The 22,144-nt window shown below is 34.5% G+C and carries 36 protein-coding genes; 1 reads left to right on the top strand and 35 read right to left on the bottom strand.

Annotation, left to right across the window (positions count from 1 at the left end; genetic code table 11):
• Positions 1-7: 7 nt before the first annotated feature.
• From E7Z77_RS02465 to E7Z77_RS02355, 23 genes are all read right to left on the bottom strand, one after another.
• Positions 8-1,603 (bottom strand): phage portal protein, encoded by a 1,596-nt coding sequence (locus E7Z77_RS02465; protein ID WP_292749788.1) that lies wholly within the window; start codon positions 1,601-1,603, stop codon positions 8-10.
• Positions 1,604-1,626: 23 nt separating this feature from the next.
• Complete coding sequence (locus E7Z77_RS02460; protein ID WP_292749786.1) at positions 1,627-3,099, bottom strand: terminase large subunit; 1,473 nt, start codon at positions 3,097-3,099, stop codon at positions 1,627-1,629.
• A 2-nt stretch (positions 3,100-3,101) separates the two neighbouring features.
• Positions 3,102-3,821 carry a hypothetical protein gene (locus E7Z77_RS02455; RefSeq protein ID WP_292749784.1) on the bottom strand — a complete coding sequence of 240 codons (720 nt, stop codon included), beginning with the start codon at positions 3,819-3,821 and terminating at the stop codon, positions 3,102-3,104.
• A 10-nt stretch (positions 3,822-3,831) separates the two neighbouring features.
• Positions 3,832-4,155, bottom strand: a complete 324-nt coding sequence (locus E7Z77_RS02450; protein ID WP_292749782.1) for a hypothetical protein — start codon at positions 4,153-4,155, stop codon at positions 3,832-3,834.
• On the bottom strand, positions 4,145-4,450 hold the full coding sequence (locus E7Z77_RS02445) for a hypothetical protein (RefSeq protein WP_292749780.1): 306 nt from the start codon (positions 4,448-4,450) through the stop codon (positions 4,145-4,147). Before E7Z77_RS02445 ends, E7Z77_RS02450 begins: the two co-directional genes overlap by 11 nt.
• Before the next feature lie 613 nt (positions 4,451-5,063).
• Complete coding sequence (locus E7Z77_RS02440; RefSeq protein WP_292749778.1) at positions 5,064-5,222, bottom strand: TFIIB-type zinc ribbon-containing protein; 159 nt, start codon at positions 5,220-5,222, stop codon at positions 5,064-5,066.
• A 90-nt stretch (positions 5,223-5,312) separates the two neighbouring features.
• Positions 5,313-5,594, bottom strand: a complete 282-nt coding sequence (locus tag E7Z77_RS02435) for a hypothetical protein (RefSeq protein ID WP_292749776.1) — start codon at positions 5,592-5,594, stop codon at positions 5,313-5,315.
• A complete protein-coding gene (locus E7Z77_RS02430) occupies positions 5,591-5,911 on the bottom strand; it encodes a hypothetical protein (protein WP_292749774.1) in 321 nt (106 codons plus the stop codon). Before E7Z77_RS02430 ends, E7Z77_RS02435 begins: the two co-directional genes overlap by 4 nt.
• A gap of 6 nt (positions 5,912-5,917) precedes the next feature.
• Positions 5,918-6,163 carry a hypothetical protein gene (locus E7Z77_RS02425; RefSeq protein ID WP_292749773.1) on the bottom strand — a complete coding sequence of 82 codons (246 nt, stop codon included), beginning with the start codon at positions 6,161-6,163 and terminating at the stop codon, positions 5,918-5,920.
• A gap of 64 nt (positions 6,164-6,227) precedes the next feature.
• A complete protein-coding gene (locus E7Z77_RS02420) occupies positions 6,228-6,482 on the bottom strand; it encodes a hypothetical protein (protein ID WP_292749771.1) in 255 nt (84 codons plus the stop codon).
• Complete coding sequence (locus E7Z77_RS02415; RefSeq protein WP_292749769.1) at positions 6,479-6,670, bottom strand: hypothetical protein; 192 nt, start codon at positions 6,668-6,670, stop codon at positions 6,479-6,481. The genes E7Z77_RS02420 and E7Z77_RS02415 overlap by 4 nt, the downstream gene beginning before the upstream one ends.
• A 112-nt stretch (positions 6,671-6,782) precedes the next feature.
• On the bottom strand, positions 6,783-6,917 hold the full coding sequence (locus E7Z77_RS02410) for an LIM domain-containing protein (protein WP_292749767.1): 135 nt from the start codon (positions 6,915-6,917) through the stop codon (positions 6,783-6,785).
• 5 nt (positions 6,918-6,922) lie between these two features.
• Positions 6,923-7,111, bottom strand: a complete 189-nt coding sequence (locus E7Z77_RS02405) for a hypothetical protein (protein WP_292749765.1) — start codon at positions 7,109-7,111, stop codon at positions 6,923-6,925.
• Positions 7,108-7,290 (bottom strand): hypothetical protein, encoded by a 183-nt coding sequence (locus E7Z77_RS02400; RefSeq protein ID WP_292749763.1) that lies wholly within the window; start codon positions 7,288-7,290, stop codon positions 7,108-7,110. The genes E7Z77_RS02405 and E7Z77_RS02400 overlap by 4 nt, the downstream gene beginning before the upstream one ends.
• Before the next feature lie 192 nt (positions 7,291-7,482).
• The gene (locus E7Z77_RS02395; RefSeq protein ID WP_292749761.1) at positions 7,483-7,626 is read right to left on the bottom strand and encodes a hypothetical protein; all 144 of its coding nucleotides are present in this window, start codon (positions 7,624-7,626) and stop codon (positions 7,483-7,485) included.
• 73 nt (positions 7,627-7,699) lie between these two features.
• A complete protein-coding gene (locus tag E7Z77_RS02390) occupies positions 7,700-7,957 on the bottom strand; it encodes a hypothetical protein (RefSeq protein WP_292749759.1) in 258 nt (85 codons plus the stop codon).
• A 145-nt stretch (positions 7,958-8,102) separates the two neighbouring features.
• Entirely contained in the window at positions 8,103-8,288 is a 186-nt protein-coding gene (locus E7Z77_RS02385; RefSeq protein WP_292749757.1) for a hypothetical protein, read from the bottom strand.
• Between the two features lie 194 nt (positions 8,289-8,482).
• Positions 8,483-8,881: a hypothetical protein gene (locus tag E7Z77_RS02380; RefSeq protein WP_292749755.1), complete on the bottom strand. Its 399-nt coding sequence runs from the start codon at positions 8,879-8,881 to the stop codon at positions 8,483-8,485.
• Positions 8,874-9,125, bottom strand: coding sequence for an SWIM zinc finger family protein (locus E7Z77_RS02375; protein ID WP_292749753.1), 252 nt, complete (start codon positions 9,123-9,125; stop codon positions 8,874-8,876). Before E7Z77_RS02375 ends, E7Z77_RS02380 begins: the two co-directional genes overlap by 8 nt.
• A complete protein-coding gene (locus tag E7Z77_RS02370; protein ID WP_292749751.1) occupies positions 9,125-10,009 on the bottom strand; it encodes a hypothetical protein in 885 nt (294 codons plus the stop codon). Before E7Z77_RS02370 ends, E7Z77_RS02375 begins: the two co-directional genes overlap by 1 nt.
• A gap of 1 nt (position 10,010) precedes the next feature.
• A complete protein-coding gene (locus tag E7Z77_RS02365) occupies positions 10,011-10,259 on the bottom strand; it encodes a hypothetical protein (protein ID WP_292749749.1) in 249 nt (82 codons plus the stop codon).
• Entirely contained in the window at positions 10,256-10,669 is a 414-nt protein-coding gene (locus E7Z77_RS02360; RefSeq protein ID WP_292749746.1) for a hypothetical protein, read from the bottom strand. Before E7Z77_RS02360 ends, E7Z77_RS02365 begins: the two co-directional genes overlap by 4 nt.
• Positions 10,666-10,836, bottom strand: a complete 171-nt coding sequence (locus E7Z77_RS02355; RefSeq protein ID WP_292749744.1) for a hypothetical protein — start codon at positions 10,834-10,836, stop codon at positions 10,666-10,668. The genes E7Z77_RS02360 and E7Z77_RS02355 overlap by 4 nt, the downstream gene beginning before the upstream one ends.
• Positions 10,837-11,019: 183 nt before the next feature.
• Here E7Z77_RS02355 and E7Z77_RS02350 point away from each other — a divergent pair, with 183 nt between their 5' ends.
• Complete coding sequence (locus tag E7Z77_RS02350; protein ID WP_292749742.1) at positions 11,020-11,172, top strand: hypothetical protein; 153 nt, start codon at positions 11,020-11,022, stop codon at positions 11,170-11,172.
• 498 nt (positions 11,173-11,670) lie between these two features.
• On the opposite strand, the gene E7Z77_RS02345 is transcribed toward E7Z77_RS02350, so the two are convergent.
• The 12 genes from E7Z77_RS02345 to E7Z77_RS02290 all read right to left on the bottom strand — a co-directional run bounded on the left by E7Z77_RS02345 (position 11,671) and on the right by E7Z77_RS02290 (position 22,081).
• Positions 11,671-12,888, bottom strand: coding sequence for a hypothetical protein (locus E7Z77_RS02345; RefSeq protein WP_292749740.1), 1,218 nt, complete (start codon positions 12,886-12,888; stop codon positions 11,671-11,673).
• Between the two features lie 86 nt (positions 12,889-12,974).
• Complete coding sequence (locus E7Z77_RS02340) at positions 12,975-13,406, bottom strand: DUF356 domain-containing protein (protein ID WP_292749738.1); 432 nt, start codon at positions 13,404-13,406, stop codon at positions 12,975-12,977.
• A gap of 35 nt (positions 13,407-13,441) precedes the next feature.
• Complete coding sequence (locus E7Z77_RS02335) at positions 13,442-14,707, bottom strand: hypothetical protein (protein ID WP_292749736.1); 1,266 nt, start codon at positions 14,705-14,707, stop codon at positions 13,442-13,444.
• Complete coding sequence (locus E7Z77_RS02330) at positions 14,697-15,152, bottom strand: hypothetical protein (RefSeq protein WP_292749734.1); 456 nt, start codon at positions 15,150-15,152, stop codon at positions 14,697-14,699. Before E7Z77_RS02330 ends, E7Z77_RS02335 begins: the two co-directional genes overlap by 11 nt.
• Positions 15,153-15,233: 81 nt before the next feature.
• Positions 15,234-16,664, bottom strand: coding sequence for a Mur ligase family protein (locus E7Z77_RS02325; RefSeq protein WP_292749732.1), 1,431 nt, complete (start codon positions 16,662-16,664; stop codon positions 15,234-15,236).
• Between the two features lie 22 nt (positions 16,665-16,686).
• On the bottom strand, positions 16,687-17,769 hold the full coding sequence (locus tag E7Z77_RS02320; protein ID WP_292749730.1) for a phospho-N-acetylmuramoyl-pentapeptide-transferase: 1,083 nt from the start codon (positions 17,767-17,769) through the stop codon (positions 16,687-16,689).
• A 197-nt stretch (positions 17,770-17,966) separates the two neighbouring features.
• A complete protein-coding gene (locus E7Z77_RS02315) occupies positions 17,967-19,061 on the bottom strand; it encodes an ATP-grasp domain-containing protein (protein WP_292749728.1) in 1,095 nt (364 codons plus the stop codon).
• Positions 19,058-19,540 carry a hydrogenase maturation peptidase HycI gene (gene hycI, locus E7Z77_RS02310; protein ID WP_292749726.1) on the bottom strand — a complete coding sequence of 161 codons (483 nt, stop codon included), beginning with the start codon at positions 19,538-19,540 and terminating at the stop codon, positions 19,058-19,060. Before hycI ends, E7Z77_RS02315 begins: the two co-directional genes overlap by 4 nt.
• 9 nt (positions 19,541-19,549) lie before the next feature.
• On the bottom strand, positions 19,550-20,317 hold the full coding sequence (locus E7Z77_RS02305) for a methyltransferase domain-containing protein (RefSeq protein WP_292749724.1): 768 nt from the start codon (positions 20,315-20,317) through the stop codon (positions 19,550-19,552).
• 26 nt (positions 20,318-20,343) lie between these two features.
• Positions 20,344-20,793, bottom strand: a complete 450-nt coding sequence (nikR, locus tag E7Z77_RS02300; protein WP_292749722.1) for a nickel-responsive transcriptional regulator NikR — start codon at positions 20,791-20,793, stop codon at positions 20,344-20,346.
• 116 nt (positions 20,794-20,909) lie between these two features.
• Positions 20,910-21,377, bottom strand: a complete 468-nt coding sequence (locus tag E7Z77_RS02295) for a hypothetical protein (RefSeq protein ID WP_292749720.1) — start codon at positions 21,375-21,377, stop codon at positions 20,910-20,912.
• 59 nt (positions 21,378-21,436) lie between these two features.
• Positions 21,437-22,081 (bottom strand): hypothetical protein, encoded by a 645-nt coding sequence (locus E7Z77_RS02290; protein ID WP_292749718.1) that lies wholly within the window; start codon positions 22,079-22,081, stop codon positions 21,437-21,439.
• Positions 22,082-22,144: the final 63 nt, after the last annotated feature.

Genomic DNA, 22,144 nt, shown 5'->3' with positions numbered 1-22,144 from the left:
AATAACACTAATCTTCGAGGCCAGTATCTGATTCTTCACTTTCTTCGATTGAGAACTCATCAACAGTTTCTCCTCTTAAGTTATCCTCTAAATCACCTAAAATCTTATCAGCTTCAAGATAAGGATTGTTCTCACTATTCTCCCAAACCTTTTCAAGGGGAACATTATTCAAATAATAACTGTTTAAATATGGGTCATCTGGGTTTTCTGGTGATAATCCGAATTTTTCACCGAAAGTGTTGATTAGATCCATTGGAGTCATTGCAGCACAACTAAACAAGAACTGTGCTAATTCTTTGTCTTTACTATAATCAACTGGATTAACATCAACGATTTTAAACTCCCAAGTAGTAACATCTAACTCTTCTCTTACTTGGTTAATCATTGATTCCAGTTCTGATTTAACGGGAGCTACTGTACCATATTTATAGGATTCTTTAGTGTTGTCACTGTTAGTACCGTTCAATTGTCCTGTTTCGAAAATAGCTAACCTTGATGGATCTACTTTATGAGCATGGATTACTTCATCACGAATGTCTTTACGGTACATTCTGAAATGGCCTTCTTCAGTTTGCACTGATAATGGTGTGATTTTAACTTCAACATTACTGTCAGACCCCATTGTTGGAATTGAAATACATAAAGCACTATGAGGATGTTTGATTAGCTCTTTGATTTGTTGACTTATTTGATAACGTAATGTTCTTCTTTCATCATAATCAGGATTAGTGATAGTGTTTCCATGTTCATCTTCAATAGTTTTTGGAACATCATAATCTTGAAAATCTCCTGTAACGGTTACTGCGAAACGTGGTAGTCCATTGTTTTCAAAGAAACTAACATTGTACTGTACCGCTGACAGGTCTCCTTTAATTGAAGGTAAAGCAGCAATAATTAATGGCCTTCCATAATAATTTGTTCCTGGTGCATACTCCATAGTCCACAGTAATTCATTAGCCCTTTCTTCTTCAGGCAAACTATTATATGGATAGAATACTCCTGTATCTGCATGAACATCACAGAGATGACCTTCTTCATCATAGTTTTTACCATATATTACATACCATACACGAGTCCCATCATCCGCTGTATGCAACACTCTTTTCTCATCAGTATGTCTACGCAATGTGTGGGATGGAATATGTTTGAATCGTCTAATATCAGATTTACTAGTATTTTTACGGATAATTTCTATAGCACCATAACCTAATGCTCTGCGGTCATAAGCACATCTTTTTAGATGAATATTAATCGATGGTTTGCTTGCTCTTAATATCTTATTAAACTTCTCTTTTTGAGCTTCGATAGGGTCTATTCCTTCAAGTGTATCTAAAGTGTAGTTTATACCAGCTGCATCTGTTGCTACTGCATCCACACAGGACTCATGATAACTATATAAATCAAGCAACTGCACCAATTCATACGGATCGTACTTTGGTTCTACTAATTGTTCACCAATCATGAAGTGCTTACTTGGCACCTGCTTACTTCCCGTTACTGGATCTACTTGAGCTTTGTCAGCATATTTATCTAATTCAATTGCATCTATTACATTATAATTCTTTTCATTATCTACAGTTACTATGAATGTTTCTGCTTTCATAATTCCAAAATCCTCCATTATTTTTAAACATTAATTTTAGGCCTGTTACGTGTCCAGTATCTAGCAGCTCCTGTGCATGTGTCTGTGATGTTATCCATTCCACCTTCCTCTCCAGTGAATTCAACTAATTCGTCAACAATCATGTCAAAAATAGATTCAGCAATTAATACTTTACCGTTTTCAGCTAATGCCTGTAAATCAAAACTTCTAGTTAATTTATCCCCAGCATGAGCAACATTGTCTGGTCTAATCATATGTCTTGATAGTCCTGGTAAATGTTGAAGTGTTCTTATTAACACTTTAGGTGATGCACCAGGTTCCTGTTCAACAAACACCCTAGTTTTTAAACCGTCACGTATACAGATATCTTTAAAATAATCTAACACACCTTTAGCGGTTAACTTACGGTTCAATTGTTTTCGTAAATATAAATATTCTCCATCCCAATAGGAGAGATTAGCAGCTGTCGGGTCACCATCCTCACCACTTGCACCTAAATCCCAGTAACGTAAACTAGGTAATTTCTCAATCATTTTGTCCATTTCCTTGTCAGGAACTTTACTCTTAGCAAACCATTTACGGTAGAATACGTTTCCTTCAGGTTCTCTTGGTTCACCTTGATATACTGCATTGAATCTGAAGCTTCCCATTTCTCTTTTGATTTGCTGAAGTTCTTCTAAAGGTTTTTGTTCAGGCCATAAAGGTTCACCTACTTGCCGACCTAATGAATCATTTTCCATTGCAATAGCTGGAAGGTTTAGTATTACCCAGGTCCCATAGGGGATGCTACCTCCATTTCTTAAGATTTCAATAGCTTCTTTGAAATCCATGTGAGGTTCGTTAGGAACTCGTTTATCCCCTTCAGTTTTATACAATATTTGACCTGCAAGGTCATTGATATTCAGTCTTTGCCATATGCCTATTACCCATGGTTTGGACCCGTCTTCAATGCCTGCGTTTAATCTGGTTTTAGCTTCAGTATACCACCAGTCATTAAGTTCTTTTTGATGAGTTTTTGACCTGGCTTTTTTGAAACCTTTTGTTGGATCATCAATAATGAAACCATCTGCACCTTCACCGAGAATAGATCCACCAACACCTGCTGTTACAAGGCCTCCGGAATGGTCTTTGATATTCCAGCTATGTGCTGCTTGACTGTCTTCAGCTAATTTTATGGGTTTTCCAAATGCATGTTCACCAATGAAATCTAGGAGATTTCTTACTCTTCTACCCCATTTTCGGCTAAAGTTGGCACTGTGAGTGGTTAGTATTACGTTTTTATCTGGGAAATTTCCTAAGAACCATGTTAAAAAATAGTAGCTTATTAATTCACTTTTTCCATGTCTTGGAGGCATGAATATCATTAAACGTGAGATTTTTCCTTCAACAACAAGCATTAATAAGTAGCATACTAATGTTAAGTGTATGAAGGGTTTCCATGTTCCCATGCTTGCATATTCTGCGAATTCTTTAATATTAAAAGCGAACTCTTTCATGATTATAAAATTCCTTTGTCTTTCAGTTCGTCTTCTAAACGTTTACGGGGTATGCCTTCGCGGATTTGTTTTTGAAACTCTTCCATCCTCACATCTAAAGGACTCTTAAACTCAGTTGTAGCATCAACATCCGCATCTAGATGTATATTAAAATTAGAATCTGATTCGCCTAGGTCTTTATCATCATTTTCATCTAAACCAACATAAGCTTGCACGCCTTGATTTACCTGAGACAATTTTCCCTTGATTAATTCTTTTTCAATCTTATCAAGGATATTATCTTTAATCTTCTGCTTCCTCTTGAATCGTTCTACTTTATATGCAAAACGTATTCCTCTTAGAGACCTGTTTATCTCTTCATTATCATCATTTATTTTATCAATTTCTCTAAGTGTCCAACATCCTTCTGAAGACATATTTTCAAGTTGACTTTGAGAGATAGGGATAATATTAGGGTTGATTACTCTTTGTTTATCAAAATCATAATTTTTCATCGCTTTTCTCACATCGTAACCATGGAAATATTTTTTTAATTCTTTGCGTAATTGCTCATTAGTCTCCCATGTTTTACTCATGATGGTATCGTATTGTTCTTTCAAATATTCTTCAAGTTGGCTTAATGATAGGTTTTCTTCTGTTTTTATTTGAAAGTAGAAGTGATGTCTTTGGTTTTCCATTTCTTGGAGTTTGTATGTTGGTTTTGATAATTCTGAGTATTGCATTGTTCTTTCTCTAGTGGATGTAGTTGATTATTAGCCAGATGATTCCTGAACCGAATAGTAGTGTTATTATCCATTTAATGACCTGCACTGTGTTTTCTAGGCTGGTGACTCTTTTGTCTATGTCTTTGTCATCTTTTAAGCTTTGTAGTTGTAAGTTGTTTACAGCTTCGGCTATGTGGTCTATTTTTTCTTCCATTCTTTTTTGGTCTGAGATTATCTGGTTTATTCTTTCATCTTTGTAGTTTGCACGGGTTTCGAGTTCTGCTGTTTTTCTGCTAATGTTTTGTATTGTTTCATCTTTGATACAGGTATACTCTGATTTTTTAGCAGCCATCTTCGTCACCAGTGTTTTCGTATTCACTTGCGGGATCTATATCATCAACAATATCATTAATATCAAATCGGGGTGTTTCTGTTGTGGGTTCTTGATTGAATATTGTGTTTGGGTGTGTTGCGTCTATATGTGCTAGTATTAGAAATATTATTGCACCTATTAGTTCGCTTAAACCTTCACTTGCTATTCCTAAATTAAATCCATAATTGGCAAGTAGTCCGATAAACCATCCTGCAATTAACATGCTTATGTATTTTACAATTGTTGAAATGTTTCCTATGTAATTGTCTGTCATTTTTTTAACTAACCCCCTGTAAAAAAGTTTTATTTTTTTGTGTATTGCTGGTAGTGGGAGTCGAACCCACCTTTTTTTTATTATTATAAGAAGTGATTATGTAGTATAATTAAAACAAAAACGTGAAACCGTAGTCTTTTTGTCTATTTTTTTATTTCCAGTAACCAGCATATTTTATTATGAAAAAAGTATGAAAACCCTCCCAAAAGAAAAAAATTCCTTTATTCTTTTTTTTAGAAGAGATTAAAAGGAGGATAAAACTATTCCTGTTTTTTTCCTCCTTTTTTTCATGTATCCTCTATCTTATTTTTTGAATGAAATTTGCTAAATGATTTTTTTTGAAGGAACTTTAATTAAAAGTTTAGAAAAAAAAATAATATCCGTAGGTTTGGGTTGATTTTTTTTGTGAGAATCCTAGTATTAATCCCCTATTTTTAATTCCCGTTTTTTTAATATATCCTCTGGAGTACAAAAAATGAAATTATATCGATGAAAATTTTAAGAGAAACCACTTAAAATGGCAGTAAGCATTGCAATCGTGACAAAATGTTCCATTTTAAACCACACCATGATTTTGGTGAAGCTTAAAAGGTTATGTATAAAGTTCAACCATCTATATTATCATTAGTACATCGTTTACTCTGTGGATTATTGTTCCGCATTTTTCACAGAATATTTCACCACGTTGTTCGTCGAAGCGAGTAGATGTACTTTTACAGTACCAACACATAGTGTTAGCGTGTTTCATATTTTTCAATGGATCAACTTTCATCTCACTCTCATTTTCAACCCAAAACCTAAATTATAGTCTAACCTTTAAATAAATATCCTTCAATAATAAAAGGTGGAAAAATAGATGAAATTATAAAAAAATAAGAATAACCCTAGTCATATAAGGACCATCAATATTTAAAGAATCTACAAAAGGATACAAATCATGTTCAACATTCCACTTTAACTGAGATAATTCATCTCCTGATACTGAACGATTTAAATTAAATATAAATTCAACATTAGCAATTAACTCTTTCGGTAAAACATGCATTTTGCATGATTTGATTTCCGGGTATTTTGGAATAATTGTTGAATTGATAAAGTTATAGACTTTTTCTCTGTATTCTGGATATTTAGTTTCATCTATCATATTATCCCTGCTTTTCTTTTTGCGTATTTTATTCTTTTTCGTTCTTCTATCCAATCACCAATCTTTTTAGGGAAATGAATTGTACCTATTTTCTCTGTTTCGTTGCTTATTAGGTGTCCTTCTCGGATTTGTTTTCGGCGTTTTCTTTGGTATGCTGCTTTGTTGTCTTGGGTGCTTTTGTTTTTACATTCATCTTTACAATATAAAGTTTTGTTTTGGAATTTTATAAATAGTTTTCCACAATACTTGCATTTGCTAAGGTAGAATTGTGTTTGTATTGTTCCATCTTTGTATTTGATATTTTTTTTAAGCAACATAATTATTTATATGGTTTTCTCCTGGAATTGGGGGCAGTTTGTTAACCCACCACGGTGATTGCATTCTTTTCTTTTACTTTTACAGACCAGTTCCCAACTAGTGAAAGCAGAATCTGTCGGTACACTCAAAGCTTCTCGACATTCACTGCATAAATGATATTCAATTATACTTTGTTGATCTTCTCCTTGATGCATTCCCAATCCTCCCTGCTGATTCGGTAATCTGCAAGTGGTGTTCGAAAGCAAATCCATCCATGGAATCTGCCCTCTTTTATTTCACATACGTTGAATTGTGATAGTACCCATTCTTGATGTTTCATAGTATCTCTAAATTTTCGGCTAATTGTTTTAGCACACTTTTTCCGAGTTCGGTTCGTTCTGTTTTGTAAGCTTCTTCGATGGTTTGTTTTATTTTATTGTATCCATCAACATGGAACTGAATTGTATCTCTTTTTGATTCAATTAAAGCATCTTGTTTGTTTAATCGGTTTACTGCTTGTCTAACAGTTAGTACTTTATGTTCTTTTGTGTCTATGATGCTTCCTGTATCGTAGCGGTATCTGCCTCTCATTCGATTCCCTCCATGTATAATTCATTTGCTAATTTTCGTAGGTTTCTTAATTGAGATTTTAACTGCTCATTCTCATCATGAAGTTGATTAATCAAATCAAAAGCATCTTCAACTTCAACTACATATCCAGTAGTTGTATCAATCCAAGCATAATCCCCATCACGAACAATTAATCGTTTTTCAGTCATTCACTCACCTTCCAGTTTATTGAATAAATATGCAATAATGAATAAAAGTAAAATTGTGCATACAACACTTCCAATAATACTCATAAGTAATGTTAATGGAAACATCAGTAATTCAGTCATTCATATCATCTTCCCTAAATGATGTGATTAATTCATAACAAGTCATGCAATATGGTTCATCATCAATTATTACAAATCTGCTTGTTTTTTCGATTGGATATCCGCATCTTGCACATTCTTCAGTCATTCAAATCACCTATGGTCTACAATCCAATCTTCACAGTTCTTCTTCTCATTTACTTTTCCTTTTTTTTGACAAGTTGCCAATCCGAAATTTGTTATATTATCACAATATAAACAACCTCTACATTTGCCAACCCATCCCATTTCTTCTGCTAATCTCATCTCCATTGATAATCCGCAAACTATAATTTCAGTCATTTTAATGGCACTCCTAAATCCAATATTGCTTCCCTGTTTTTGATTTTCATTAATTGTTTTTCCAGGTAAGCAGCATACTTGTAAATTTTACGATCTCTTAAAGATTCGGCTTTGATAATTAACACATCATGTATTAGAAAATCAATTGCTATTTCCTCGGTTTCTTTTGGTCCATTCATTATCAATCACCTAGTTATAATTTTGAAGTGTGATTAACTCCTACCTAATTCCCACCTTTTTAAGAGTTAAGAGTTAATCACAAATTTTTCAACTCCATACAAAAACTTGGAATGGAGATGAACAAGCTGTAGAACCATTTTTTTTTATTCCTCCACAAACAATATGTTGCTTCATTGGAACTGAAAAAATAGTTATGACTTTTTAACCTCCACATGTTTCAATAAATATACATCCTCTTTCACCTTAGCAACAAAAATTCCTGATTCAATATCATCAAAATGCTGCACACTATAATTCTTTGAAAAGTTTCCTAACCATTCACTTACTGTTAACATTCTCTCACCCCACAACAACCACAACATTCAACATCAAATATAACGCATAAACCTTGACTAAACCATTTACAAATCATAAATTTTCCACCTTTCTTTTACCACTGTAATCCTCATACTTGTATCCTTGACTTTCACCGTAGGCCACCACATCACGGTACCATGCTTGACAATACCTGTTTGCCCTCGGGGGTAAGTTTTTCACGATTCGTATTGCTTGACTATACGTGTAATTTTTGTCCAGGTATGGTCTTATTTGATTGAATAGATCAATTGTTTCCTGTCGGCGTTCAGCAGTGGTTTGGGTTATTATTGTTATTCCATCATCGCTCATTTTTAGATCATCCTTTTGTATTTTTTTTGGCGTTCATCAAATTCTTTTTGTGATTTGAAATCTTCCCTGAAGATGATGAAGAAAAGGATTAAACAGATGAAACATCCTGTTATTAATCCTATGAGGAAGCTTAATTGTTCGAGTATCATAGGTGTCTGCCTCTTTTTTGTAGTGTTTCTCTGCGTTGTTCGAGTATGGTTACTAGCCAGTGGTAGTCTGTTACTATGTCACTGTAATTTGCATCTACTCCGTCTTCTAATATTTTTAGTTCGTTTATTACTGTGGTCATGCGATTGTGGTATTTTTCGAGTTCGCTTATTGCTTTTATCATGATTTTACCTCTTTAATAACATTGTTATATTCTATCATTGATTGATTGATTTTCTAAAATAAATAAAATAAAATAAAAAAAATTTCCCTCTTGAAAAAATATCTTGAGATGAATGTGTATTAATGCGCATATACACACTAATACACATGGCCTTCAGGGTACTCTCGAATTTACACTTGAAATAGTTTAATTTCTTATGTAAAATTAACATAAGCAATCCCCTCATCATCCAAAATCTGCTTAATTTCATCAAAAGAAACATGTTTACGCTTGCATTCCTCTTCAACTTTATTCAAACCAACAACACCATTCCTGGAATAAATACCAACAATCCAATTCATAATCTCTTGAATATTAGAACCAGTTTCCTTAATTCTAACCTCTTCCTGTTCAAGTTCACAAATCCGTTTAGTTATCGATTTTTCTTCAAGTTTCAACTCATGCAATCTATTAACAAGCTCATCCTTTTCATCAGAACCATACATATCCATAGCCAATAACTCATTAACCCTATTAGATACACTAGGATACTTATCTTTAGCGGCAGAAATAATATCACAATCCAAAGTTAATTGAATCCTTTGTTTACCCAATGACACCACCTACAAAAACAGTTGGATCATCAAGCAAAGCCATATTCATCATCTTCATATACCTTTCACAAGCGAGTATATGTTTACAAAGATGACCCCCTTTTAAGCATCCTGGACAATCACATAACCAACCATTATCAAAATCCCATGTAACACGGTACTTTTCTTCAGGATTACTACTTGAAGGCACTTCAAACATAATCTTCTCATCATCACCGTAAAGAATAAAAATGGAGGAGTTCATTATTCCAACTCCTCTGGACAATGTTTCTCAATAAAATCAAACAAAACAGGCTTGTTTTCTTCAGGAAGAAGCTCCTTCTTGATTAATTGAACAACTTTTATACGCATACTCATTTTTGTTACAGGAATTCCTTCTTCATCAAGCATGTTTTTGATTTCCTGACAAGTGTTTCTAACTGGATCATCTTCAGGTTTTGGTTCCTCAATTTCAGCTGCAGTTACAAAAGAATCCTTTTCAATGTCAATTGTAGGAACTTCTATTTTAGGAGGTCCTGCAGGTATAGAGTTTCCAATAGAGTTTCCTACCGGATTAGAAACTGACCCTTTAAATGTTGAGTTATTGTTGATGTAATGATGGTCAGGGTCGTCACTTACTTTATATTCAGCACTCATCTCTTCACTACTAACCTCACCTGCACCAACTAACTCAGATATGGCCCTATTGGTTGCACGTGTTTTTGCAGTAGCAATAATTGTATGATCACTAACATTGCTTTTACCTTTTTCAGCCCTACTGCATAATGCATCAGATTCAACACTACGGCCATTAGGTAATGATGCACGTACACAGTAATAAGCTTCAGTAATTCTACCATTTTTCGACCTTTGGAACTCATGAACAATAATGTGAGTATCCACATTAAATGCTCGACCTAATTTTTGCCAAGCAGATTTCTTTTTGAATTCCCTTTCAACACGAACAAATTGGCCGTTTTCATCTCTTTGTTTGACAGTGATTTTTTGATAATCACTATCATCGAGAATGCCTCTGCATAATTCCTGATATGCTGCCCATTGTTTTTTTGCAATTTCAACATTAGGAACATCATCAACTTTAACTTGAGCATGGTCAGGAGTTAACATTAAACCAGTATGAGATTCCATTTTATATCACCTCTTGGAAATGATTGTACACAGTACCAGATTCAACAGCAGATACGCCACAAATAAAGAAACATACAGCAATAAACAGGAATAACATTACAATCAATGTGATTAATGCTATGATACCAAAGTTTCTTTCAACAAAACTGTTGAGTTTCTCTTTCATACTAGGTTTCTCTTTTTTGTGAAGATCATAAACAGGTGCAACATTGGTTACGCCGAAACCTAATAATGATAGTAATGTTTTCATACTATCACCTCTAAGTGATGGTACACATTTAATAAATCCATTGGTGTGTATCCTTCAAAGGTTACGAATTTGTATCTAGGTTTATGTGCAGGTAGTATTCTGCATGTGTATCCTAGTCTGGTCATGTTTTCAACAAATCTGTTAACAACAGTGTACTCTAATTGAAGTACGTGTTGGTATTCTCCGTCTATTTGTTCATATGCGAGGTTTACTGCACCGTATCCTCGGTCAGCGAGTTTTTCACCAATTAGGAATTGCATATTAAAAATAGTTTCTGGAGTTACTTGTTGTGCTTCTTTGTGTTTGATCATGTCGAGTAGTATTCCAGGGCAGTCATTGTTGCAGTTGTAGCAGCTGACTGGTTGACTTGGTAGTTCATCGAAAAATGATGGGTAATCAGTGAGGTTCATTCGGATGCACCTCCTCTGACTGTGTTTAATCCTTCTTTGAGGATAGTGTTCTCTTCTCGTATTACTTTGTATTCTTCTTTAAGTGTTTTGTAGTGTTTAAAGAAGTTTTCCTTTTTTTCTGTTGGTAATTTATTAAAATTAGCCAACATACGGGCAAATTCATTCATTTTTTACCATCTCGTTGGATTTTTAAAAAGAACAATATTCGAGTTGCAGCTCGAAAAAATGTCTTCTTAAATAATAATAGGATAACTTAGTATATAAAGGTTTCCCTATGGATAATTATATATACTTCCCATTACAAATATTAATTTATAAATATATTGAGCTATATAATTGGAGGTATGAAGTTGAAATATGAAACAAAACTACAATCCGTATCTGGTTCCTTAACAACAACTGTTCCCGCATTTGTGAGAGATTTTTTAGAGTTACACAAAGGAGATACAATTGAATGGATTATAGATACCAAAGAAGAACAAGTAACTGTAAGAAAAAAATAATAACCATCATCATTATTTAAAAAAAACCTTAAATAATGACCATTACCATTTGAATGCAATTTTAATTTTAAATTAGAATATTGCTTCGCCATTTTAGTAAATATTAAATAATATTTGGTATAAAATTAGTAATTGGTTACTAAAATTTACTCATCTCGTTGGTGATCTATTTTTTATGTAGCCAGTAAGGGTGAGAAGTTGCAGCTTTGTTTGAGCCCTTACTCTATACAGTTTTTTAACCATTGTACTTATTTTGTGTATAAACTTCAATTATTTTATTTTCATGGTGATTATTTTCCCCTCCGGTATTTTTTTTGAGTGGTTGATGAAATATTTATCCAATTGTATATTTAAACCTTTTCTTTTAATTATTTTAAACAATGTTCAACTAATTAACAATAACAATACACTAATGTACAGCGAAAATCGCAAAAACACATGGGTCATCTTCAAGAAAAAACAATAAAAAATTAGTGAAATGTACAAAAAGAAAATCACTCAAATCACATCATCAAACTCATCAACATCAAAACCACTACTACGCCTACCCTCCAACTTCTGCAACCTAGAATCAATCTCATCAAACATAGACTTATACTTAAAATTCTCCTCCCTAAGACTAACATTCTCATCTTTAATCAAGTCTAACTCCGATTTAACACGATTAACATCATCAACCAATAAAAAAGGCAAACACTGTATATACTCATCACGCAAAACATCCAACCTCACACGAAGATAAGACTTATGAATAACCTCCTGAGGCTTACGACCCTGCAACAAATTAATCTTATGCTCACTCATACCAGCCTCATGCAACTGAGTAGCATGAAACCTACGCATCATATGCGGAGAAAACTTAACATAATTACCAGCTTTACCCAAACCCACAGCATCATTAACCTCACGAAACATTCTTTCAAGACTTCCATGATTGGTTTTGAATAATGGATCTGTTAACTGTAGACCAGGATAAATTTTAGGATTGGCAGGATGTTTTTTATTGTATCTTTCAATGCTTTCTTTTTCCTTTTTCTCACGATACAGTAAGTAGTTGTTAATTGCTTTGACAACTTCAGGGCTTCCTATTGCATCATATTGCCTTCCAGTTTTCTGCCTAGTCAATTTCTTAAAAATAGGTACAACATCTTCAGCTTGATTTAACTCATGAATCATTTCATTAACATTCCTTGGATTGGAATGGTATTCGCTGGTGCTGTTGTAATAATCCATGATTGTTAGGTTCAGTAGATCTATTAGTGCAAATCCCATTTGGGCCATTGTGATTGATGATGCTTTTACTAATGGGTTTTTGACTTCAACGCATAGTTTGAGTTCTTCCTGTGTGATGATGTCTTCAGGTGTTAGTTCGACTTTCTGATATTTTGTTGTGCTGAATCCTTTTAGTGGTAGTATGTTTATGTCGAAGTGTTTGATGATTGCTTTTATTACTGTGAAGTACATTTTTGCGGTTGAAGGTTGGAATCTTTCGTATAAGTGTTTCCTAAAACTAATTAAGCAGTGGTATAATGTGGATTTTTGCCATTTTACTTTTTGTTCTTCGGCTTCCGCTATGTTTATTATTTCGGTTAAGGTTTTTTGTGTGTGTTCTTCGAACAGGCTTACTACTTTTTTGTAGATTCTTTGAGTGTTTGCGGAACTGTTTTTTTCTAAAAAATAAGTTTGTAGTAATGACTCGGTGTTCATGTTTTTCATTTTTATCACTTCTCATATATTTTGGTATTCGGTGAGAGAGCGTTTGAAAACTAATATTCCATATAGTCATTACAATTTTAATAATATTATCTCATATAGCTATTTATTTTATCATTTTTAATGCGTCTGTTTTCCGCATCTATCTTATAGTCTATCATCCCTTCATTTTTCGCCTTATTGAAATGGAATCCTGAAAATTCCTTTGAGCTGTCAAGCATGCGATACAATTTTTCATAACCTTCATATTCATCGCTGACGACAACGACATGAGCCGGAGGATGAATTTTTTTTATTTGCATAATGCTTAATGTAGCATCTTCTTTTACAAAAAATGCAGTGGCAACATTGGATTTTGTCTTAAGCTCAGAATTCAAGATATTTTCAACCAGAGAATCGGCAAAATTGGAATCGATTACCTTTGGCTTGGTTATTAAATTCAGATTACCGTGCTTTTCAATATCTGCTATTGCACTGAGTAATTTAGTATTGTTTTCGCCTCTAACTAAAATTAATGCCATAAAAACCACCTATAAAAAAAAGAAAGAGGTGAAAATCACCGTTTTTGGAAAGATTTGAGTAATCTGCTTCTGAATACAACCAGAAGGATTAAGATTATACCAACAACAGTCTGTACACTTCCCAATATATTGAGGATATTTCCATCAATTGGCAAGTCCCAAGCAGGAGAAGACCTTTCACCTGGAAGTGCTTTATAATAAACACCAACAGCCTTAGAACCTTGTTTTACATTAAGGTCTTTAGGTTCAACATGGTCAACACCCATTAACAAACCATTATTAATACCTCTATTGATAGATCCGGCAATTGCAGATGCATCATAACCGTATTTTGCAACAGATGCCTCAACAATCTCTTTAGTTGTAGCCTCCAGACCCGGCCGGTCACTACCGTATACTGAAACACTCACAGCATCTGAACTTACAGTCAATGCATTACCTAAAGCTTCATAAGCGTAGACTGTTCTGATTTCTGCACCACAAACAGGACATCTGTCATGAGCTTCCGCTGCAGGATAACCCATAGCCCAACCACAATCGTCACAAACTTTAGAATACTCCTCATCCATCGGATAACCTGTCGTATTCATGTCTTTTGGTGTAAACATGTCTGAGGTTGAAATGCCTGATATGAGATTTACTCCACCACCACCATATTTTTCTCCGGAGTCTCTGGCTACTTCTCCCATAGCTTCTGAGACAATGGTGGTTGCAGGATAACCGTCCCTAATCATCTTACCGATATTCATTGCAGTTTCCTTTCTTACTGCATCAGCAGTACCATATAAAGGATTTCCATTAGTATTCCTCAAGTGAATAATAGCTCCTTTCTGACCCGGCTGCAAAGAAGCTACGCCACTGGTATATGGAGTAACTTTGATTTCATTACTTGCGCTGTCAACAGTGATTACATAAGCATTGAAAGAACCTCCAACGGCAGCACCTATATTAGGACCTCCAACCATAAGACGAGCTCCCTTATATGCTGAAGCGATAGAAGCGGCTGAAGCCGCAGACTGATTTTTCTCCAAGCTGGCAACAGCATCAACAATAGAATCCAACCTGGTGTCGGAACTACCGGTACCCCCGGAAAGAACTGTGAAGTGGTTGTTTCTGGAAAGTAAAAAAGTTGACTGGAACATATTCTCCGCAAAAGACATACTTCCAGCTGCAGCACCGTTAGGGTCCTGTCCACTCGGATCAGTAATAACAATAATGTTACAGGTAGCAGCTACACTGCTCATTGTTAAAAGTAATATTACAAGAGAAATAAGTAAAATTTTTAACTTGTTACTCTTCATAACTACCAGTACTCCTTGTTTGATTCTCCAGTTCAACCGAAGAAAAGTCCTCTATAACTGTTACTGTAACAACACCAGTATTTTTATCAATTTGAACATCGGCTGCCACAATAGGTTCTACAGATGTACCTGGAACAGTCGACCGTGTTGCAAATTCTTGAGCCGTCAAAATCGCATCTTGCAGCGAAACTTCCCTTTTGGAAGTTTTTAAGATATCCCCGTAGATTACACTACCATCCCTAAAACCGGCTTGCATAACATTTGCTCTGATTGTTTCGATAGGAACAATATCATTACCTTTGACGATAATACCAGAAATAGGGATTCCATCATTAATATCATTTGAGGAAGCAAAAGCAACATAAGTAATTAAACGACCACAAAGAATCAAAATAAACGCTAATAATAAAATTATTAATGTGTCTCTCCTAATCTTTATAAACATGTTTCATCCTCTTAGCATTAATATTCTTAAAAAAAGAATAAATTATACATTTATTATATTAAATTAATATAATATTTAAATTTATATTATGTCTCTTAAAATAGACTCCGCAGGATCCATTCCCTGGGCACCAATTAATAGGATAATATCCTTTTTATCAGCTTTTCTGTAAACTTCATCAAGGCAGTCCCTCAAATTGTCGTAGTGGGTGAATTCGATACCGTTGCTGTTTAATGTATCAAAGAAGATATCCCTTTCATCGTCCTCCACATGGTTCAAGTCGTTTACGACATCCTTGCTTGATGTTAAACTTAATTCAACGTCGTCGGTCATTGCGTCAACAAGCGCTTCGACATTTAGCTTGTTGATTTCAACACCCCTTGAACCTCTAATGGCACATGCCACATGCAGTTTTTGATTTGGAGGAAGGACTTTGAGAGTTTCCAAAATGGTTGACCTTATCCCATCGGGATTGTGTGCGAAATCATCATATATCAAAGGTTCTTCGTTCAACTTGGAAAAACGCCTATCCAACGCCTTATATGATTTAACACCCTTCACTATATCATCCAGGTCTATTCCCAATGAAATGCATGCTCCGATAGCTGATAAGATATTTTGAATAAAGTGACTGCCCCTGAATGGCAAATCATCAATTGACAAAATACTTTCGCCACCGTAGACAATTGAATCGCCATTGAAGAAAACAGCATTTTCCTCATCCAATTCAGACATTGAGGTATAAAAAGGATTTTGAGCCTTTAATTTCATTACAAGATTATCATCATGATTCAATACGCAGATTCCACCAGCAATAGCATGTGGAACTTCTTTTATTTCATCAAATACCTCTTCAATAGAGTTTACAAGACCAATATGATCCATTGCAATGTTGGTTATTACACCTACTTTCGGATTGACGGCATCAGTCATCAGTGCCGCATGCTTTTTCATGAGTTTTCCAAGCCATCCCTGAACTTCAGACACTTCAATTACAAGGAAGTCCAAATCTCCTTTTGCAGATATTTCATCATAAATCAATTTGGAAACCATCGGATCAATCAGTGTATTGAATTCTGATTCGCTGTCGGTATTTGTCAATGCATGATATCCCGCATTATCCAAAATATGATAAATTAAATGTGAAGTTGTTGATTTGCCGTTGGTTCCTGTAATAACAACATTTGTTGAATCAGGTGAATATTTGCCTATTGTATGTGAAAGCGCATATGCATTTGCAAGTTCAATCTTATCTGTAATGATTAACGGGAAGTTAAGCTTTTCAGCCATTTCAATAGCCCCATCCTTTGGAGTTTGAGTAATCAGACAAGCAATATTCTTTTGGAATGCAATTTCAACACCCTTACTGTTGATCCAGTGCCTGATAACAATATCGCCGGTATGCGCATCATTTAAAAAGGTAAATTTCCCAGTGAATCCGTCAATTGAAAAAAAGTCATCATTACCTACAAGTTTTCCTTTAATATCATTAGCCAAATCTTGAATTTCCATATTTTCACCCAAAGAAATTTAATTAGAAAATGTACATTTTGGCAAGAATGCCTATAATGCATAATAATGCTGTAATTCCCCAATAACTAAATACAATTTTTGTCTCAGACATACCATAATGATTTAAGGTGTGGTGTAAAGGTTCAACAGGTAACTTAATGATATGTGCTCTGTGAAGCAAGCTAACAATTACTGAAAAGATAGGAACTCCTAATGCAAGAACTCCGAAATATGGAATGTCGCATAACAGCACTGCCGCTGCATAACCTGTACCCAATACAAAAGATCCGGTATCTCCCATAAAGATTGAAGCGGGATGTTTATTGAATATTAAAAACCCTAAACATATGGCTGCAAGAATCAGGAATGGTGGGATAATTGTAAATGGCCCAAATAAATAGCCATAAACACAGCATGCAATGGAAGCGATTGCAACAATACCTGCGGCAAGACCATCCATACCATCAATAAGATTAACGGAATTGATACATCCTAAAACAGCAATGATAACGATAGGAATAGTTAAAATTCCTAAATTAAAACCTCCGATAGTGGTTACTGCGCCAGTTAATCCTAAGAACAATCCTAACACGATTTGACAGACCATCTTTTCAAGCTCTTTAGGTTCTGTCTTAATAGGCACTTCGCCAACCACTTCAAATTTGCCTTCCCTGACCAATGCATCAACTTCTTTTTTTGCTTCGGGAGTGGCTACCCTTACTTCCTCATTAGGTTCAACATTAAGTCTTCCAAATGGAATCACTTCATCAGATACATTGACAACTATCTTTTGTATCTCCTTAATTTTCAAACCCATCAAATCATCGACCATACCTACAATTCCTCCTGCAAGCATGATGTATGATAAGATTAAAATTGGAGTGTTTTGATAATAAATGGCTATAATTAATGAAATTGTAAATAAAAATGCTATTCCACCCATTGTAGGGGTGCCTTTTTTATGCCTATGTTCACTAACTATTGGACTATCCGCAATTTTTGCTTGATTAAGAATTCTTTTAACATACCAAGTGAAAATCACCGTTGCGAAAAATGTTATTAAAAAAAGAATTAACAAATCATTACTAATCATTTTACCACACATTCAACCTTTTAAACTAATAAATAATTTATTTTTAATACTATATAATGTTAATTATAAGTTATAAGCGAATTTTCAATTCCTTGATTTTGATAATATTCAACAAATTAATGTTATGAATTGAATAAATCTAGAATCTATAAAAAAAAGTAGTTTAAAAATTAAAATAAAAGGGAGAACCCTAAAAAAATGTGCTTAAATTAGATTAACTCATTTATTCTGTTTTCAAGCTCACTTTTTGAATCTGCCCTAATTGTAATTCTTTGAAAGCCTTCAGGACCGTGAACAACGAAATCATTATGTTCAAATGACTTTAAAGGCTCGTTAGGTTGAGGACCTTCATAATTTCCAATTGGAATCTCGGTTGCATAATGATATTCCAATTTTCTGGAAATATCCTCCAATGAAAATTCGCCGATCGCCATGTTAACCAACTCGTATAAAGTGTTAATGCCGCATGTTGCGCTGGTCAGATATCTTGTGCCGTTAGGTCTTGTATTGACTTCAAGGGCATATAACTTTTTTTCCTCAGTTGAAAAGATAAAGTCGAATTCGAATATTCCGTCGGAATTAAGGTTTCTTGCAATTTTGGAGGCAACGTATTGGGTATAATTATTATCCAAGCCTTCAACCATACAAGGTCCTGTTTTAATCTTATTTAATGGATGGGTTCCTTCAAGACTGGTTTCGCTTTTGCATACTGGAGGCAAAGCAACGTACTGTCCATTAAATCCCAGCACCTCAATGGATACTTCATGCCCCTGGATGAATTTTTCACACAATGCCTCATCAAAATCATTGAAATATTCTAAAACATCATCCATGGATTTGGCTATTCTGATATCTTTACCGCCTTGACCTTCAGATTGTTTTAATACTACAGGAAAATCTAATTTGAGCTCATCAGGACTCTTTAAAATCTGAAACTCTGATGTTTCCACCCCAATTTCTGTGAAAAATTGTTTGGTTTTGCTTTTATCGGATGTTATTTCAACGGCATGAACATCAGCCGCGATTACAGGAATGTCGTATTCTTTTTCAACTTCCTCTTTCATATGAGCCACATCCAACAATGGAGGGTCAATTCCAATTAACGGAACGATAGCATCGACATTTTGCATTAATGCAACCTGTTTCGGGCCTTCCATTCCACGAGGAACAATGAAAACTTGATCAGGCAAATCTAAATTAATGGCATTCTCATTAGATTCAGTTAAAACACTTTCTATTCCTTTACTTTTAACATACCAATCAATATCATCATATAATCTTGACCCAATAAATAAAACTTTCATAATATCATTCCTTTTAAAATTTCTATAAATTCATAAGCGGTTTTTTCAACTTTTGAAGTGGGCTTTGCACCCCAATCCATTGTTTCAGGTTCTATTCCAACAAAGATTATCCTGAAATCCGTATCTCTTTCAAGATATTTGACAAAATACGCCAAGGACATCGAATGGGTTGAAATGCCAATATTGACGAAATCGTCCTTATCCACAATTTTCATATCACCTGGATTCAAACCCATCAGGCATGCATCAACTATCACCACATGTGTCGGGTTTTCCTTTCTGATTTTGCCAGTGAAGTTTTCAGGAACTGTTCCAGCATCAATAAGCATGAAACTGTCGCTTTCAATATCCTCTTTCATCATCTGTTTAACTATGAAAGGTCCGACGCCGTCATCGCTTTTTAGTTCGTTGCCAACCCCTAAAATAATCAATTTTTCAAAATTGTTTAAAAAATCTCCCAACTGGACTTCAAAGGACAATCTATCACCTTAATAATATCGGGTTTGAATACTTTCAATCCCATTTCCCATAATATATTTTAGTTTAACATTTATTAAATCATTTACCTTTATTTCCTTTTCCTTTAATGGGATTAGTAACGGTGGGTTCAGCATAGGTAAGGGACCCACTATCAGATTATCATTGAGTTTTGTGAATGTTGTTATCTTCAAGCCGTTCAGCAGTCCGCTGCAATCGGCTTTAAGGGACAGGTCCATTTCAACGTTTGGGTTGATTTCATCTAAAAAGTTAAATTCCGAATAAACTGAAGGCCTTGAGAGAACGTCATAATTCACTCCCTCATCCCAGTGAACATGATGCCTTTCCATGCTCACCAGCTCTGCCGTGTTGATAATTCCCTGAGGTATGATCTTGCCGTCAGGCTTCAGGAACTTCCGAGCATGATTTAAAACAGGAACTTCTTCTTCATCAATCAGGGCGGTGTCCAACATTTCACAGACTATCAAATCCGCCTTTTTTGTGAAATCATATTCAAGAACATCGCTGTTTACAACTTCAATATTTTCAAAAGGGGATAAGTTATCCTCTGCACATGCGAATGTTTTCCTGTCCATTTCGATGGAGATTATCTCATCGAATTTGTCGCTTAAAAAATAGGACAGAACGCCACTGCCGCAGCCTAAATCATAAGCTAAACTGGTATTTCCCCCATATTCGTCAATAGCTTCATAAAAAGCAGATAGCCTATCAATATCCTTAAGTAAATCTGAATGGTATGGCGTTGTCTTAAATTTCATGATAAAAAAAATGAAAAAAAGAGAGTTTAATGAGTGTGTGGGTGGTCGTGTGAATGGCCAGGCTCTTTAAAGTCCTCTCCATTTGCAGTACTTGTAAGTTTTACGTGCTCAACACCTTTTAATCTCATTATTCTTTCAGTTAAATCACGGATTTCAGCAATGTCTCCGTTTACTACAACAATTTCCATACAGTATTTATCAGTCATGTGTATATGCATGCTTGTGTTGATTTCATTTCTGAAACTGTGTTGGATTTCTGCAAGATTTTCCATGACTCCGGTGTAATGGTGGTCATAAATAATAGTTACAATACCTATTCTTTCCCCTTCCATTGAGTTCATCCATTGGTATCTTACAATATAATCTTGAAGAGCATCACGAATTCCTTTTGAACGAGATTGGTATCCTCTTTCTCTTAAAACTTCATCAAAATCAGCCAATAATTTTTTAGGTAAAGACATACTTATTCTCATCATATTAATACACATCAATCTCAATTATTATTTATAATTTTAATTTTTAATGTTATATAAATATTATGATTAAATTAGAAAATAATAATACTCAAATATTAAAAAGAATGTAAAAAATATTATTCAATAAGAAGGTAATATTCGCCGTCTTCCTTTTCGATGGATTTTAGAAGCCCTTTATTTTGAAGGGACAATATGATGTGATACATCCTAAAATTAGTGAGTTTTAAATCGCCGTAAAGCAAGTGACCCTCCAAAGTATATTTGGATACGAGATTCTTGTCATCGACAAGCTCCTGAATTAACTTATATGATTCCGCTTCCTTCATGTTCAATTCCAATTTTTGCAAATCTTTCCTGGAATCAACAGTGTTAATCTGCTTTTCACTGTCGGACAAACTGGCCTTGTTATCCTTGAAGTTGATTAAATCCTTTTCCTGAAGCTCTTCCAGAATCTGAACTAAATCATATTCATGAAATCCCAATTCCTTTCTCAGTACACTGATTGGAATGCCTTCGGGATATTCTATATTGAATATTCTAATCTGGTCCAGAACAACTTCTTCGTTTTTAGTAATAGTAATCATATAATCAGTTGAATTTGCTTTTTATAATAATATCTATTCAAATAATATTACTTAAATATTTATGATAATTGCACTTCATTTTCCAGGGCTTTCTGTTCCTGCCTGTTTTTTTCCGCATTCTCTTCGGGAGTCAAATCGAATGGTCGTGTGAAGAACAGTTCAATGTCATTGACAACCTGACAAATTGACATGTGAAACAATTCCTTAAGAGCAAGGCTTTTCTGAACCCTGTTTAATGAATCGTCAGAGTATATCCTTTCATAGTCATCCTTATAATCCTGGCGAATTTTAGCCGGATCCAAATCAACATTGAGGGTTTCCTCTTCATATTCTTCTGTCAGAAGCATGAAATTAATCAATTCGGCTTTTTCATCTTCAAAATCGTTTTCCTCATCATCAATAACATCATGGAAATATCTGAAAACAGACTGGAACACATCCCTTGAAACGTTGCCGTTTATGATATTGTCCAAAAATAAGCCGAAAGTCTCTGAGATGTAATATTTGCCGTTCTCTTCTTTTGTATGGAAAACAAGCTCATTTTCAACATTTGCAACATATTGGATTAAAACGACGTCCTGTCCTTTTTCGAATGTATTGAGATTAAATTTAGTGTTATTTAATTTATAATCTGCATTGACTTTCAATGCGTTTTCAACATTTACGATATCCTCTTTTGAAATTTCCATGAATTCCTCTTCCATATAAATCAACCTGAATATTAATTTGGATTTTATATTAAAAGTATTTATTTATTGAATTTTATA

Source organism: Methanobrevibacter sp. (assembly GCF_015062985.1).
Lineage (GTDB): Archaea > Methanobacteriota > Methanobacteria > Methanobacteriales > Methanobacteriaceae > Methanocatella.
This window is presented reverse-complemented; position numbering and strand designations above follow the sequence as displayed.